Origin of the sequence: Xanthomonas sp. NCPPB 4037 (assembly GCF_041475695.2) — a bacterium.
GTDB classification, from domain to species: Bacteria; Pseudomonadota; Gammaproteobacteria; order Xanthomonadales; family Xanthomonadaceae; genus Xanthomonas; species Xanthomonas campestris.
In genome coordinates, this window is record NZ_CM191261.1 from 1529847 (window position 1) to 1543713 (window position 13867).

The 13867-nt window shown below is 64.6% G+C and carries 15 protein-coding genes; 10 read left to right on the forward strand and 5 right to left on the reverse strand.

Features of this window, described 5'->3' with window-relative positions; translation table 11 throughout:
* Positions 1-62: 62 nt before the first annotated feature.
* The 3 genes from sctP to sctU are packed head-to-tail and all read right to left on the reverse strand — an operon-like array spanning position 63 to position 3702.
* Positions 63-698 carry a type III secretion system protein SctP gene (gene sctP / locus ACCQ01_RS06850; protein WP_070692492.1) on the reverse strand — a complete coding sequence of 212 codons (636 nt, stop codon included), beginning with the start codon at positions 696-698 and terminating at the stop codon, positions 63-65.
* Complete coding sequence (locus ACCQ01_RS06855) at positions 698-2620, reverse strand: FHIPEP family type III secretion protein (protein ID WP_228433044.1); 1923 nt, start codon at positions 2618-2620, stop codon at positions 698-700. The genes sctP and ACCQ01_RS06855 overlap by 1 nt, the downstream gene beginning before the upstream one ends.
* Positions 2621-2628: 8 nt before the next feature.
* The gene (gene sctU / locus ACCQ01_RS06860; RefSeq protein ID WP_228433045.1) at positions 2629-3702 is read right to left on the reverse strand and encodes a type III secretion system export apparatus subunit SctU; all 1074 of its coding nucleotides are present in this window, start codon (positions 3700-3702) and stop codon (positions 2629-2631) included.
* A gap of 212 nt (positions 3703-3914) precedes the next feature.
* Between sctU and ACCQ01_RS06865 the strand changes: the two genes are divergently transcribed.
* From ACCQ01_RS06865 to sctC, 9 genes are all read left to right on the forward strand, one after another.
* Positions 3915-4370, forward strand: a complete 456-nt coding sequence (locus ACCQ01_RS06865; protein WP_076039328.1) for an HrpB1 family type III secretion system apparatus protein — start codon at positions 3915-3917, stop codon at positions 4368-4370.
* Between the two features lie 31 nt (positions 4371-4401).
* Positions 4402-4794: a type III secretion protein HrpB2 gene (locus tag ACCQ01_RS06870; RefSeq protein ID WP_006451032.1), complete on the forward strand. Its 393-nt coding sequence runs from the start codon at positions 4402-4404 to the stop codon at positions 4792-4794.
* Position 4795: 1 nt separating this feature from the next.
* Positions 4796-5560, forward strand: coding sequence for a type III secretion system inner membrane ring lipoprotein SctJ (gene sctJ / locus ACCQ01_RS06875; protein WP_228433046.1), 765 nt, complete (start codon positions 4796-4798; stop codon positions 5558-5560).
* A gap of 9 nt (positions 5561-5569) precedes the next feature.
* Positions 5570-6199, forward strand: coding sequence for a type III secretion protein HrpB4 (locus ACCQ01_RS06880; RefSeq protein WP_180315218.1), 630 nt, complete (start codon positions 5570-5572; stop codon positions 6197-6199).
* Positions 6184-6885 carry a type III secretion system stator protein SctL gene (sctL, locus tag ACCQ01_RS06885; RefSeq protein ID WP_043909229.1) on the forward strand — a complete coding sequence of 234 codons (702 nt, stop codon included), beginning with the start codon at positions 6184-6186 and terminating at the stop codon, positions 6883-6885. Before ACCQ01_RS06880 ends, sctL begins: the two co-directional genes overlap by 16 nt.
* On the forward strand, positions 6875-8203 hold the full coding sequence (gene sctN, locus ACCQ01_RS06890; RefSeq protein ID WP_228433047.1) for a type III secretion system ATPase SctN: 1329 nt from the start codon (positions 6875-6877) through the stop codon (positions 8201-8203). Before sctL ends, sctN begins: the two co-directional genes overlap by 11 nt.
* On the forward strand, positions 8196-8705 hold the full coding sequence (locus ACCQ01_RS06895; protein WP_228433048.1) for a type III secretion protein HrpB7: 510 nt from the start codon (positions 8196-8198) through the stop codon (positions 8703-8705). Before sctN ends, ACCQ01_RS06895 begins: the two co-directional genes overlap by 8 nt.
* A complete protein-coding gene (gene sctT, locus ACCQ01_RS06900; protein ID WP_104550810.1) occupies positions 8702-9532 on the forward strand; it encodes a type III secretion system export apparatus subunit SctT in 831 nt (276 codons plus the stop codon). The genes ACCQ01_RS06895 and sctT overlap by 4 nt, the downstream gene beginning before the upstream one ends.
* Before the next feature lie 180 nt (positions 9533-9712).
* Positions 9713-11533 carry a type III secretion system outer membrane ring subunit SctC gene (gene sctC / locus ACCQ01_RS06905; RefSeq protein ID WP_228433049.1) on the forward strand — a complete coding sequence of 607 codons (1821 nt, stop codon included), beginning with the start codon at positions 9713-9715 and terminating at the stop codon, positions 11531-11533.
* Between the two features lie 99 nt (positions 11534-11632).
* Here the strand turns inward: sctC and xopA are convergent, their stop codons facing one another.
* On the reverse strand, positions 11633-12040 hold the full coding sequence (gene xopA, locus ACCQ01_RS06910; protein WP_228433050.1) for a XopA/Hpa1 family type III secretion system protein: 408 nt from the start codon (positions 12038-12040) through the stop codon (positions 11633-11635).
* 431 nt (positions 12041-12471) lie between these two features.
* On the opposite strand from xopA, the gene ACCQ01_RS06915 reads away from it, so the two are divergent.
* Positions 12472-12957, forward strand: coding sequence for a lytic transglycosylase domain-containing protein (locus ACCQ01_RS06915; protein WP_228433062.1), 486 nt, complete (start codon positions 12472-12474; stop codon positions 12955-12957).
* Between the two features lie 95 nt (positions 12958-13052).
* Here the strand turns inward: ACCQ01_RS06915 and ACCQ01_RS06920 are convergent, their stop codons facing one another.
* On the reverse strand, positions 13053-13745 hold the full coding sequence (locus ACCQ01_RS06920; RefSeq protein ID WP_228433051.1) for a hypothetical protein: 693 nt from the start codon (positions 13743-13745) through the stop codon (positions 13053-13055).
* Positions 13746-13867 lie beyond the last annotated feature (122 nt).

The following is a 13867-nucleotide window of genomic DNA, read 5'->3' on the forward strand; positions in this document are numbered from 1 at the left end:
AGGCTCGGCTCTGTTGACAACACGGCGTCCCTCGCTATGGCTGGTCTGCTGCAGATGCAGCGCTAGACGACCTCGATGCTGATCTGAAGCGTGTCGCTGAGCGCAGCCTTCAATGCAGTATCCAAACGTTTTCTTCCATTCAAAAGTACCTCGCGCGTCTCCGGCGAGCCGCTGTCGAAGCGAAGCGATAGCTGGTCTGGCGAAAGCCGCAAGAACAGCGTGGTCTGCGGCAGGATGTCGTGGTTGATCTCCAGCCACGCTTCCCAGGTACCTGCGCCGCGTACCGGCGTGGCGTTGCAAAACTCGGCAACCCGCAGCGCGATGTGGTTGATGGCCAGCTGCGCGCGTTGGGTGCGGATCCACTCGGTGGCGATCTGCCGACCCAGTGCGTCGCCGTCATCGCCTCGGGCGATCTGTCGACGATTGCCGTCATCCAGGCAGGGCGGTGCGGTTGGCAGCGCTGCGGGTCCGTGATCGTCGCTGGCAGCATCCACCACTTCGGGCAGCGTCGGATCGTCGTCGCCGTCCTCCGGCACCACCGTGTCCGGCAATCCGGCCAGCACGCTGCTCAGGCGTCGGCGCAGTTGCATGAAGCTGACACGTTGCGTCGCACGCGCCGGTGCTGCCGCTGCGTGCGGCTGCAGCGGTGCGCCGGCAATGGGCAGGATGCGCACATGGCGGACCGGTGGCTTGCGCATCAGGCCACCACTCTGCCAATCGGCTGCAGCTGCACCTCTGCGCCCAGTTCTTGGAACGAATACACCTCCAGCCAGTTCAGGCGTGCCTCGATCATGCGGCGCACATAACGCCGCACGTCCATCGAGGCGACCACTGCCAGTGGATGCCGCGCCTGATCTTCGACGATGCGTTCCACCTGCTCGACCAGCTGATTGGCCTGCTCCGGTGGCAGGGCCAGGAAATTGCCGGCCGGTGTGGCGCGAATCGACTGCCGGATCAACTGTTCCACGGCGTGGTCGAGCATCACCGCAGGCAGCTGTCCGGTGCCTGCGGTCGCGGTGTGCGCAAGATAGCGGCCGAGATCGCAGCGCACATACTCGGTCAGCATCAGCAGATCCTTTTCCTTCGGTCCCCACACCACCAGGCTCTCCAGGATGCTCTTGATGTTGCGCACCGGGATGCGTTCTTCCAGCAGTCGCCGCAACACATCGGCGATGCGTTGGGCTGGCATGGCCTTGTTGACCTCTGCAACCAGCCCGGGATAGTCCGCGCCCACCTGTTCCAGCATCCACTGCGTCTCCTGGATGCCGACGAACAGATGCGCGCGTGCATGCAACGGTGCGATGGCTTGTTGGGCCAGCGCTTTCTGCATGTCCGCCGTATCGCTCAACGCGCTGCGGGTTTCCGGCACATCGTGGATCAACACTTCGTATTGCATGTCCTGCAGTGATTCGCTCTGCCAGATCGCGATCCCCGGAAACGGCAGGCCCAACAGCTCCACCAATTGCCGGCGCTCGCTTTCGATCGCCTGATCCAGCAGTGCCGGGTCGAGCCGCGCAGCCAGTTGCGGCGACAGCCGCATCGACAGGGGCGAGGCGAAATCCGGCGCGCTCTTGCGGATATGCGGCGCATCGCCCTTGGCGCCCTTGCGGCTGGTCGATGGCAGCGTGGGCTGATCGGTACCGCTAACATCGCGCTGCTTGCGCCAAATCGTATAGCCGCCTGCGCCCACGGCCGCCGCCAGCAACAGGAACAGCAGTGCGGGAAATCCCGGAACGAACGCAAAGCAGGCCAGCAGGACGCTGGCTGCCAGCAACGCGCGGGCATTGCTGGTGAGCTGGCGGCCGATGTCGAGCCCGAGCGAGCTGATCTTGGCCTCGTTCTCGTTGGCCACGCGGGTGATCATGACGCCGGCCGCCACCGAGATCAGCAGCGAGGCGATCTGCGACACCATCGCATCACCGACCGACAGGATCGCAAAGCGGTTGGCCGCCTCGCCTGCGCTCATGCCGTGGTAGGTCACGCCCACCACGATACCGGCCAGGATGTTCACCATGGTGATCACCAGGCCGGCGATGGCATCGCCCTTGACGAATTTCATGGCGCCATCCATGCCGCCGTGCAGTTGACTCTCGATGGCCAGCCGCGCGCGTTTGCGGCGTGCTTCGTCCGCGGTCAGGTTGCCGCCACGCAGGTCGGCATCGATGCTCATCTGCTTGCCGGGCATCGCATCAAGGGTGAAGCGCGCACCGACTTCCGCCACGCGCTCGGAGCCCTTGGCGATCACGATGAACTGCACCGTGGTGATGATCAGAAACACCACCAGGCCCACCACCAGGTTGCCGCCGACCACCAGCTCGCCGAAGCTCTCGATGATGTGCCCGGCCTCGGCATGCAGCAGGATCGATTTTGTCGATGCGATGTTCAACGACAGCCGCAGCAGCGTGGTGAACAGCAGCAATGAAGGAAATGACGACAGCGAGATCGAGTCGGGCACATACATCGTGACCATCAGCAACACCACGCTCAAGGTGATGTTGATGCCCAGCAGCGTATCGATGAGCGGGGTGGGCAGCGGCAGGATCATCAAGCCGATGACCGCCACCACCAAGGCGGCGATCGCCACCTCACCGGTGTATGAGAAATACCGTGTCAGGCGCATGCCATCTCCTAGCAGGGCAGCGGACCGCTGCCCTCATCGTTGTCGCGGCCCAGCTCATCGACCCAGCGCAGCACCACCGCCACCGTTTCGAACAGCGATTCGGGAACCGCCTCGCCCAGTTCGACCGCATGCAGCGCACGCGCCAACGGCGGGTTCGCCACGATCGGGATGCCCTGGTTGTGCGCGTAGGCACGCAGTTCCAGCGCACTGTCGTCCACGCCCTTTGCAACCACCTGCGGCAGACCGAAGCCGTCCGGTTCGTAGGCGAGCGCGACGGCGTAATGGGTCGGGTTGACCACCATCACCTTGGCCTTGGCAACGCGCTCGCGCGGGTCGCCGAAGACCAGTTCCTTGGCGAATTCCTTGCGCTTTCCCTTCACTTCCGGGTCGCCTTCGCTCTCCTTGTGTTCGCGCTTCTGCTCGTCCTTGCTCATGCGCTTGTCGCGAATGAACAACCAATGCTGCACGCTCCAGTCCGCCGCGCCGACCAGCACGAACACCAGGACCGCCAGGGCGCACAGAATGCCCAGTGCGCGCCAGCCGATCTGGGCGATGTCGGCCGGTGGCTGGTAGGCGAGCCCGATGATGGTCGGCATGAGTGCACGAAGGCCGTACCACAGCACCACGCCGATCACGGCCGCCTTGATGCCCAGCTTCAGTAGGTTGATGAGACTGCGTAACGAAAAAAGTTTTTTGACGCCGTTGACGGGGTTGAGCGAATCGAATTTGGGCGTGACCGGTTTGAGCGAGGCATTAAGCCCGGTCTGCACAAAGGTGCCGATCAATCCTGCGGCCAGGCAGGCCGTCACGAAGGGCAGCGTCAGCAAGACACCCTGGATGCCGATGCGACCGAGCGCACGGTGCAAGGCGGTGGCATCGCGCGTATTGGCGGTGAAGTCGAAACCGATCGACATCAATGCACGCAGATGTTCGACAAAATAGCTGCCTGCCAGCTTCATCACCAGCAGCGCGGCCAGCAGCACCGCGGCGGCAGTGACATCCGGGCTGATCGGGACTTCCCCATCCCTGCGCGCATCCTGCAGTTTCTTTTCTGTCGGCTTCTCGGTCTTCTCATCCGACATGGCGATCTCCGGCCGCTATTGCTGCACCCCCATTCTGAGCGAGCCGTCGCCGGACGATCCGCTTCCAAGGCGAACGTGTGCATGGGTGTACGAAGCACGACGTGTTTGTTCGCGATGGCATTCCGATGTTCGCTTCTGAAAAGTCTTCGTTGGCGCCGAAGCGTACGTTACGCACGCATGCTGTCCACAGCCATTGAATGAAGAGGTGCGGTATGGAAAAGATTGAATGTCCCGGTTCGGTCGTGAGCGGGCTGATCGAACTGATCACGGTCGGGCTGACCCACGAAAAAATCGAAGAGGCCGCAGCGGTGCTGGCCGCCGTGCGAGTACTGCGGCCAGAGTTGAAGGCGCTGGATACCTTCGATGCCTGGATTGCGATCAAGCGCGGCAGTTATCTGGAGGGCGCGCGCCTGCTGCGTGAGCTGGAGGCCGATGCGGGCTCCGAGCCGTTGTGCAAGGCCTTGTACGCGTGTTGCCTGTTTGCGGTGGGCGACCCGTCCTGGCATGGCATTGCAGACGGTCTGATCGAAGAGGACGCCGATGCCGACGCCGTTGGACTGGTCAAGGCGCTGTCAGGACGCTACACCCCGGCACCCGCGCCGCTGGAAGCGGCGGCCGAATCTGCCGCGCCGATGGAAGTTCCCAACGCCCAGTATCTGCGCGCCTGAGCCAGACTCCCCCCAGCCTGCGGAACACGTCATGACGCTCATTCCTCCTGTCCCAGCAATCACTGCCAGTACCGGCCTGTCCACGCCAGCGGTGTCGCCGACGGCGGCGCCGAACCAGGCGCTTGTCAATCGCTTCCAGGCGCTGATGCAGTCCTCCAGCCCGTTGCCGCCTGCCATGCAGCGTGTCGGCGAGCCGAGCATGATGAGCCGCATGGTCGACGTGCAGAACGATGGCGTGAGGACCATCACCGAGCATATCGATGCCTTCAGCATGCAGGCGCCGACCATGGGTCTGCAGGAAATGGCTTCGCAACAAATGAAGTTGATGCACGAGCTGACGATGGTTGGCTTCAACCTCAATGTCAGCGTCGGCGTGGCACAGTCGGGCAAGAACGCCGTGCAGACGCTGTTCAAGAACCAATAGCATGCGAAAGCTCAGATACCTGCTGGTGTTGCTGCTGGCACTGCTGCTGTCTGGCTGCGACCAGCAGCTCTATTCCGGGCTGACCGAGAACGACGCCAACGACATGCTGGCCGTGCTGCTGACGGCTGGTGTGGATGCAGAAAAGCTCACGCCCGACGACGGCAAAACCTGGGCGGTCAACGCGCCGCACGATCAGGTCGCGTACGCATTGAACGTGCTGCGCACGCATGGCATGCCGCATGAGCGACACGCCAATCTCGGCGAGATGTTCAAGAAGGACGGCCTGATCTCCACACCCACCGAAGAACGCGTGCGCTTCATCTACGGCGTGTCGCAGCAGCTGTCGCAGACCTTGTCGAATATCGACGGCGTGATCGCGGCCGATGTGCAGATCGTGCTTCCCAACAACGACCCGCTGTCCACCTCGGTCAAACCCTCCAGCGCTGCGGTGTTCATCAAGTTTCGCGTCGGTAGCGATCTGACCAGCCTGGTACCCAGCATCAAGACGCTGGTGATGCACAGCGTGGAAGGACTGACCTACGAAAACGTCAGCGTCACGCTGGTGCCGGGCGGGGCGGAGAGCGATGCGCAGCTCTCTGTGGCGGCGCCTGCGCGCGCATGGCCGTGGCCGTGGCTGACCGGATGCGCGCTGGCGCTGTGCGTGGCGATTGCTGCGGCAGCGCTGTACTGGTGGCCGAGCGCCGATGCACGCCGCTGGGGCGGCTGGCAGCGCCTGCGCGCGTTGTCCAGAAAACATGCTGGGTGAGGCCGGCGGATGGACAAGGCACGCATCGACAACGCGGCACTGTGGCTTCAGCGATGGACGGCGGCCGTGTCCATGCTGGCGCAATCGCTGGAGGCAGAGCGGGTGGCGCACTGGCTGGGTCCGGTCGCTGCGTTGGGCTGGGAACGGGCACCGGAGCAGCGCCGTGTGCGCGTGATCCAGGCCTGGTCGGGATGCTCGCGCATGCAGGTTTCGGCGCTGGATCCGCTGGCCAATCGGTTGGTCGTGCTCGCGCCGGATCTGCTCGCCAAGGTGTTGATGAGCCGCGCAGTGTTTTCGCGCGCACTGGCGCTGCGCCGCTGTATCGAACGCGAGCGCCTGACCTGGTTCGAGCAGTGGGTGGGGCCGGCGGTGCTTGAGCATGTGCGCCATCGCGCAGTCACCGGCATGACAGTGCCGCTGTTGCCGCGCGATGCCGAGCACGCGGCATGGATCGGCGATGGCTGGCGTCGAATGGAGGCCGATGGTGCCTGGCCAGACCCCTGCATCGCCAAGGTGTTGGCGCTGTCCTTGCCGTTGGGCGCTGCCAAGGTGGCGCCCATCGCGGCAGATGGCGCGAGCGCTGCGTTTCTGCAGGCGCTGCCTACCTTGTTGCCGGAGCTGCCATGCGTCTTTGGCTGAGGTCCACACCGGAGGCAGTCGGCCTGGACTGCGAGGTCATCCCACGCGAGGCATTGGCCTGTGTGCTGGAACTGGACGCAGCGACTGCACAGGTGCACGCGCGGTGCGCGCAGACGCTGGCGGACGCCCAGGCGCATGCGCAGGCGCTGATCGACGACGCCCAACAACAGGCCGAGACGATCCTCCAGGATGCCCAGGACAAGGCCGAGCGCAGTGCACGCCTGGGCTATGCAGCCGGGCTGCGCCGTCAGCTCGACGCGTGGAACGAGCGCGGCGTGCGGCATGCCTTCGCGGCCGAGGACGCCGCGCAGCGCGCCCGCGCGCGTCTGGCCGAGATCGTCGCACACGCTTGCGAACAGGTCCTCCACGGGCACGACCCCGCTGCGCTGTACGCGCGCGCCGCACAGGCGCTGGATGGCGCCCTGGACGAGGCGAAAGCGCTGCGGGTGAGCGTGCATCCCGATGCGCTGGACGACGCACGGCGCGCCTTCGATGCGGCCGCCGCGGCCGCAGGCTGGGCCATGCCGGTGGAACTGTGCGGCGATGCGACGCTGGCCTTGGGTGCCTGCGTGTGCGAATGGGATACCGGCGTGTTTGAGACCGATCTGCGCGATCAGCTGCGCAGCCTCCAGCGGGTCATCCGCCGCGTGCTGGCCGCGCCACAGGCGGTGCCGGATGTCTGCTGAGATGCCGGTGCTGGAGGCAACGCTTGAGCGCGAACTGGCCGCGCTGGCCTTCGGCCGTCGCTACGGCAAGGTGGTCGAGGTGATCGGCACCATGCTCAAGGTCGCCGGGGTGCAGGTCAGCCTGGGCGAGGTATGCGAGTTGCGCCAGCGCGACGGCACGCTGTTGCAACGTGCCGAGGTGGTGGGCTTCAGCCGCCATCTCGCCTTGCTGGCGCCGTTTGGCGAGCTGGTGGGCTTGTCGCGCGAGACGCGCGTGATCGGATCGGGGCGCCCCTTGGCGGTGCCGGTCGGGGAGGCGCTGCTGGGGCGCGTACTCGATGGCCTGGGTGAGCCGGCGGACGGCCAGGGGCCGGTCGCCGGCGACGGCTGGGTGCAGATCCAGGCACAGGCGCCGGATCCGATGCGCCGGCGCCTGATCGAACAGCCGCTACCGACCGGTGTGCGCATCGTCGATGGCCTGACGACGCTGGGCGAAGGCCAGCGCATGGGCATTTTCGCCGCAGCCGGCGTCGGCAAGAGCACCTTGATGGGGATGTTCGCGCGCGGTACGCAGTGCGACGTCAACGTGATCGTGCTGATCGGCGAGCGCGGGCGCGAAGTGCGTGAATTCATCGAGATGATTCTTGGCCCAGACGGTCTGGCGCGCAGCGTGGTGGTGTGCGCCACCTCCGATCGCTCCTCGATCGAGCGCGCCAAGGCCGCCTATGTCGGCACCGCCATCGCCGAATATTTTCGCGATCAGGGCATGCGCGTTCTGCTGATGATGGACTCGCTGACACGCTTTGCCCGCGCGCAACGCGAGATCGGTCTGGCCGCCGGCGAGCCCCCCACACGGCGCGGCTTCCCGCCGTCGGTGTTTGCCGAGTTGCCACGCCTGCTCGAACGTGCCGGCATGGGCGAGACGGGCTCGATCACCGCGTTTTACACCGTGCTGGCCGAAGACGACACCGGCAGCGATCCGATCGCCGAGGAGGTGCGCGGCATCCTGGATGGCCATCTGATTCTGTCGCGTGAGATCGCCGCCAAGAACCAGTACCCGGCGATCGATGTGCTGGGAAGCCTGAGCCGGGTGATGAGCCAGATCGTGTCTGCCGAGCAACGCCAGTACGCCGGCCAGCTGCGGCGCCTGCTGGCCAAGTACAACGAGGTGGAGACCTTGCTGCAGGTCGGCGAGTACCGCCAGGGCAGCGATGCGGTCGCCGACGAGGCGATCGCCAGGATCGATGCGATTCGCGACTTCCTCAGCCAGTCCACCGATCAGCTCAGCGACTATGACGCCACCCTGGAGCAGCTTGCCGGCGTGATCGACGATGCGTGAGCGTGCCGGCACCTGGGCCACGTTGCAGCAGTTGAAGACGCGCCGTTACCAGCGGATGCAGGAGCGCCTGAGCGACTGCAGGCGGGCGCTGGAGCAGTGCGATGGCGAGCGCGCCAGTTGCAGTCAGGAGGCCAACGCCTGCACCACGCGCCTGGAGGCGTTCGATACCACGCTGGCCGACAAGGCCGGCGCGGGTGAGCCGATCGGCATCGAGGCGATCCTGCAGCACCAGCGCTTCCGCACGGTGCTGGAAGAGCGCTGCCGCGCCGCAGAGCAGGCGCTGGTCGCAGCGACGCAGGCGTTGCAGAGCGCACGCGATGAGGCCGCAACGGTGCAACAGGCAGTGAGCAAGCTGCAGGCGCAGGCGGATGTGTACGCAGAAAACGCCGCCCGCGCGCAGCGTGCCTGGCAAGCCCAACGCGAAGCGGCCGAAGAGGAAGACGCGATCGACGCCTTGCTCGGGCTGCGGTTGCATCGTGCCGCGCGCGGAGTGGGGCAATGAACGACACCGCCACCGCACTGCTGGCATTGTCATCCCAGGGCGTGTCGCTGCTGACCCTGCTGGCGCTATGCGGGGTGCGGGTGTTCGTGATGTTTTTCGTGCTGCCGGCAACGGCGCAGGACAGCCTTCCCGGAATGGCGCGCAACGGTGTGGTGTATGTGCTCAGTTCGTTCATCGCCTACGGACAACCGGCCGATGCGCTGGCCAGAATCGAAGCGACCGGCCTGGTCGGGCTGGTATTCAAGGAAGCCTTCCTCGGCCTGCTGATCGGGTTTGCCGCATCCACGGTGTTCTGGGTTGCCGAGAGTGTGGGCCTGCTCATCGACGATGTGTCCGGCTACAACAACGTGCAGATGACCAACCCGCTGAGCGGTGAGCAGAGTACGCCGGTCTCCACGGTGTTGATGCAGTTGGCGATCGTGTCTTTCTACGCGCTGGGCGGCATGCTGATGCTGCTGGGTGCGCTGTTCGAATCGTTTCGCTGGTGGCCGCTGAGCCAGCTCACGCCGGATATGGGCGCGGTCGCCGAGTCCTTCGTCATCCAGCAGACCGACGGCATGATGACCGCAATCGTCAAGCTGGCCGCACCGTTGATGCTGGTGCTGGTGCTGGTGGATCTGGCCATCGGCTTTGTGGCGCGCGCCGCCGACAAGCTGGAACCTTCGAATCTGAGTCAACCGATCCGTGGGGTATTGGCGCTGCTGCTGCTGGCATTGTTGACCAGCGTGTTCATCGCGCAATCCGGCGACGCTCTCGGCTTCCTCCATTTCCAGCAGCAGTTGCACGATGCCGCGAACGTTGGCGGCAAGGGGGGCGCAGCGAATTGATCATTGTTGAGACATCGCCTGCCGTGCGCTGCCTACACTGAGTCGCACGCGCCCTCGATGTGCTGCTCGACGCTGCAGTACGCAGCACGGCGCTGCATCCGGCACGCAATCCCCGGCCGACGCCTGCCCGCCAGGCGCCGCCCTATCGACTTCTTTCACTTGCCTCGCAGAGGGAACGCCATGGCATACGCCTGTCCTCCAGTTCACCGCCATCGACGTGCGCCATTGGCCGCCGCGTTGCTATTGAGCCTGCTGCCGCTGCTGCCGCCGCATGCCGATGCTGCGCAGGTGCCGTGGCATTCGCGCAGCTTCAAATACGTCGCCGACCACAAGGATCTCAAGGAAGTGCTGCGCGACCTGTCCGCCAGCCAATCCATCACCACCTGGATTTCACCGGAAGTGACCGGCACGCTCAGTGGCAAGTTCGAGGCCAGCCCGCAGAAATTCCTTGACGATCTGTCTGCGACATTCGGCTTCGTCTGGTATTACGACGGTGCCGTGCTCAGGATCTGGGGCGCCAACGAAACCAAGAATGCAACCTTGAATCTGGGCGCCGCGTCGACCAGTGCGCTGCGCGATGCGCTTGCGCGCATGCGGCTGGACGATCCGCGCTTTCCGGTCCGTTATGACGAGACCGCGCACGTGGCGGTGGTGTCCGGCCCGCCGGGTTATGTGGATACCGTCACTGCGATCGCCAAGCAGGTCGAGCAGGGCGCACGCCAACGCGACGCCACCGAAGTGCAGGTATTTCAGCTGCATTACGCGCAGGCGGCCGATCACAGCACCCGCATCGGTGGGCAGGATGTCCAGGTGCCGGGCATGGCCAGCCTGTTGCGCAGCATGTACGGCGTGCGTGGCGCGCCCACGGCGGCGCTGCCCGGGCCGGGCGCGAATTTCGGGCGGGTGCAACCGATCGGCGGTGGCTCGTCCAACACCTTCGGCAACAACGGTCAGGGTCAGAATGGCGGTGGCGGCAACACCGGCATTCTCGGATTGCCTGCGTCGTGGTTCGGCGGTGCCTCGCCATCCGATCGCGTGCCGGTCAGCCCGCCGTTGCCGGGCAGTGGCGCCAATGCGCCGGCCAGCGTGTGGCCGGAGATGAGCCAGGCCCGCCGCGATGCGCCGCTGGCGGTGGACGCCGGCAACGGCGGCGAGCAGGCTTCCGACGCGCCGGTGATCGAAGCCGACCCGCGCACCAACGCCATTCTCATCCGCGACCGCCCCGAGCGCATGGCCGCCTATGGCACGTTGATCCAGCAGCTCGACAACCGCCCCAAGCTGCTGCAGATCGATGCCACCATCATCGAGATCCGCGACGGTGCCATGCAGGATCTCGGCGTGGACTGGCGGTTCCACAGCCGGCGTGTGGATGTGCAGACCGGCGACGGGCGTGGTGGCCAGCTTGGCTACGATGGCAGCTTGAGCGGTGCAGCAGCAGCGGGTGCAACCGCGCCGTTGGGCGGGACGTTGACCGCTGTCCTTGGCGATGCAGGGCGTTACCTGATGACGCGCGTCTCGGCGCTCGAGCAGACCGACAAGGCCAAGATCGTGTCCACCCCGCAAGTGGCGACGCTGGACAATGTGGAAGCGGTGATGGATCACAAGCAGCAGGCGTTCGTGCGTGTCAGCGGTTACGCAGCCGCAGACCTCTACAACCTGTCCGCAGGTGTGTCGCTACGCGTATTGCCGAGTGTGGTGCCGGGCTCGCCAAACGGACAGATGCGCCTGGATGTGCGTATCGAAGACGGGCAGTTGGGCGCCAATACCGTCGATGGCATTCCCGTCATCACCTCCAGCGAGATCACCACCCAGGCATTCGTCAACGAGGGCCAGAGCCTGCTGATCGCCGGGTATGCCCAGGATACCGATCAGACCGATCTGAACAAGGTCCCCGGGCTGTCCAAGATTCCCCTGGTCGGCAACCTGTTCAAGCATCGCCAAAAGAGCGGCTCGCGGCTGCAGCGGTTGTTCTTGCTGACGCCGCATATCGTCTCGCCCTGAGCAACGCTTCGGGGCGTAGCCGACGCTGTGACAACGTGCAGGCTGCCGCGTGGCGCGGCAGCCTGCACGCATTGCCAATCAGGCTTGGCCGGTGATGCTCTACAGGTTGGCGTTGAAACCGCCACCCACACTGTTGCTGCCCAGGCTGCTGTTGACCGAACCGCCACCGCCCATGCCGGCGCCGCCCTGGTTCTGCATCAGCTGAATCACGATCTGCATCAGCATCTGCGTCAACGGACTCAGGCCTTCCTGTTGACCGTTCTGCGGTTGTTCGTTGCCACACTCCTGATTTGCTTCGCTGCCCTGGCTCTGTTGCAGCATCATCATGATGAACATGGCGAGCAACTGATCCAGCTGCTGCTCGGAGCCAGCCGAAGGCGAGTGCTGACAGGAGTCCTCGTGTTGCTGAGGCCCGATGCCCATCGTCTGCAGATTGCTGATATTCGAAAAGTTGTTCCCGATAGAGTCCATGGTGATTCCCGTCTCATGTGGTTGAACTGGATACATCGCGGATTGCCGGAAAGCTGCAACGGCAAGATCGCAACGGGGACGCTGCGCTGCCCCCGAGCGCAAAGTAGAAGAGGCAACGGCGGTGCATCTGCCAGGACGCGAAGGTGCGCTTTTGCTTGCGAACGTGACTGCAGAAAACACAGGGGAAACCCAGGAAAACAGCTGTTTTGTAACGCTGCGTGTTGTGATTTCGTTTACGTCATAGACGCTTCGTCCAGCGTGTGCATGCGGATGCACGGCACCGTTATGGTGTCGCGATCAAGCGGAGCGTCGGACCAACCGGGGGTGTGCGTCCACTTCGCTACGTTGCTGGAATGAACGACGATCAGGTGACAGACATGAAAGAGACCGATACGCCGACCACGTGTGCGTCTGTGCACGGCACGGGTGTCTGGCGTCAACTGTGTTGTGCCACGCTTTCGAGAAACATGCGCATAGGCGCGCGATGGAGGTCCACGCTCCAGCCCACGCATGCTGCCGCTCCTCGGCGACGCGTGTTGATTGCGGCGGCGTTGCTGTGCGCCGCGCCGCTCGCACGCGCAGACTGTTTTGAAGAAGCCGCCGGCTATCAACACGTCAATCCATGGGTGCTGCGTGCCATTGCGTGGCAGGAATCACGTGGCCGTGCCGACGCGATCCATCGCAACAACAACGGCACGATCGATTATGGAAAGATGCAGATCAATTCGATTCATCTGCGGCGCCTTTCCAGTTACGGCATTTCCAGGGACGCGTTGATGCAGCCGTGCGTCAGCGTGTATGTCGCCGCCTGGCGGCTGCGCGAGATGACCAATAAATATGGAAATACCTGGGCCGCCGTGGGCGCCTATCATTCCGAAACACCCGCCGAGCGCGATAAATATGCGCATGCCATCCACGCGATTCTGACCAAGCGCGGCGTGGTTGCCGAGTAACGCTGCTGCGACAGCAGGAGCGCATGTGGTGTAGCACATGGCATCAAGCCAGCCGCGCCCGCCTGGTGGCGGGCGCGAAGGTGTGATCGCTGTGCTTACTCAACCTGCGAGCGAGGCGCCTCGGCTGCGCGAACGGCTGCCTCGGCTTGCCAGGTGGCGCCGACGGTCTTGTATTGCATGCCGGCGACCACGCCGGACACCGTATTGGAGAGCAATCCGCTGCGTGTGGGCGACAACCCGAGCCACGCGCCAATCATGTTGATGGCGGTACCAAGCGCGATATTGGAATTGATGGCGGCCGTGCGTACGACCGAATGATCCATAACCCGCTCATAATCCTCGCGCTTGCCCTTCCACTCGGGTTCCCAGATCTGTTGCGTGCCGGCTTCGTCGGCTTCGTGCTGGGTGACGTTGATCCAGTCCAGCGTCTCCAGGCCGACATTCAAGGCGGTGTTTACCGCCGATTGACGCAAGATGACGCTGGTTGCCTCGCCTTGGGTGAAAGGCGAGTGCAGGCCGGCCCAGCGTTGCCGGGCCGCGGCGAAGTCCGGCGATGCCAGCTCGTTGGATGCCAGATTGGTCAGGACGTTGCCCATGCCGTAAAACCTGCCGGCGCTGGTGATATGCGGATCGCTGATGCCGCCATTGGTGGGGCCACGCATTCCCACCATGCGAAATGTCGCCTGGATGGTGTCGCGGGCTGCGGCATAAGCGGCGATCTTCAGATCGCTGGCCAGCAGCCTCGCCGCCATCTCCGGTTGGCCCGCTGACTTGCCGGCCGCACCCACGGCGATGTTGCTCAGAATGCCACCCAGCGCGAGCCGGCTGACCAGATCCGAGTAATGTTGCTGCTCGATTCTCTTAGGGATGGTCTGATCAACGCTACCCGAGGACGGGAAGTTGTCCGCAG

Coding starts and splice junctions, on each gene's coding strand:
- ACCQ01_RS06895 (WP_228433048.1), top strand. CDS start 8,196: ATGCGTGAGCGTGCCGGCACCTGGGCCACGTTGCAGCAGTTGAAGACG.
- xopA (WP_228433050.1), bottom strand. CDS start 12,040: ATGTATCCAGTTCAACCACATGAGACGGGAATCACCATGGACTCTATC.
- sctU (WP_228433045.1), bottom strand. CDS start 3,702: ATGTCGGATGAGAAGACCGAGAAGCCGACAGAAAAGAAACTGCAGGAT.
- ACCQ01_RS06870 (WP_006451032.1), top strand. CDS start 4,402: ATGACGCTCATTCCTCCTGTCCCAGCAATCACTGCCAGTACCGGCCTG.
- sctT (WP_104550810.1), top strand. CDS start 8,702: ATGAACGACACCGCCACCGCACTGCTGGCATTGTCATCCCAGGGCGTG.
- sctN (WP_228433047.1), top strand. CDS start 6,875: ATGTCTGCTGAGATGCCGGTGCTGGAGGCAACGCTTGAGCGCGAACTG.
- ACCQ01_RS06915 (WP_228433062.1), top strand. CDS start 12,472: ATGCGCATAGGCGCGCGATGGAGGTCCACGCTCCAGCCCACGCATGCT.
- ACCQ01_RS06880 (WP_180315218.1), top strand. CDS start 5,570: ATGGACAAGGCACGCATCGACAACGCGGCACTGTGGCTTCAGCGATGG.
- sctP (WP_070692492.1), bottom strand. CDS start 698: ATGCGCAAGCCACCGGTCCGCCATGTGCGCATCCTGCCCATTGCCGGC.
- ACCQ01_RS06855 (WP_228433044.1), bottom strand. CDS start 2,620: ATGCGCCTGACACGGTATTTCTCATACACCGGTGAGGTGGCGATCGCC.
- sctC (WP_228433049.1), top strand. CDS start 9,713: ATGGCATACGCCTGTCCTCCAGTTCACCGCCATCGACGTGCGCCATTG.
- sctL (WP_043909229.1), top strand. CDS start 6,184: ATGCGTCTTTGGCTGAGGTCCACACCGGAGGCAGTCGGCCTGGACTGC.
- ACCQ01_RS06865 (WP_076039328.1), top strand. CDS start 3,915: ATGGAAAAGATTGAATGTCCCGGTTCGGTCGTGAGCGGGCTGATCGAA.
- sctJ (WP_228433046.1), top strand. CDS start 4,796: ATGCGAAAGCTCAGATACCTGCTGGTGTTGCTGCTGGCACTGCTGCTG.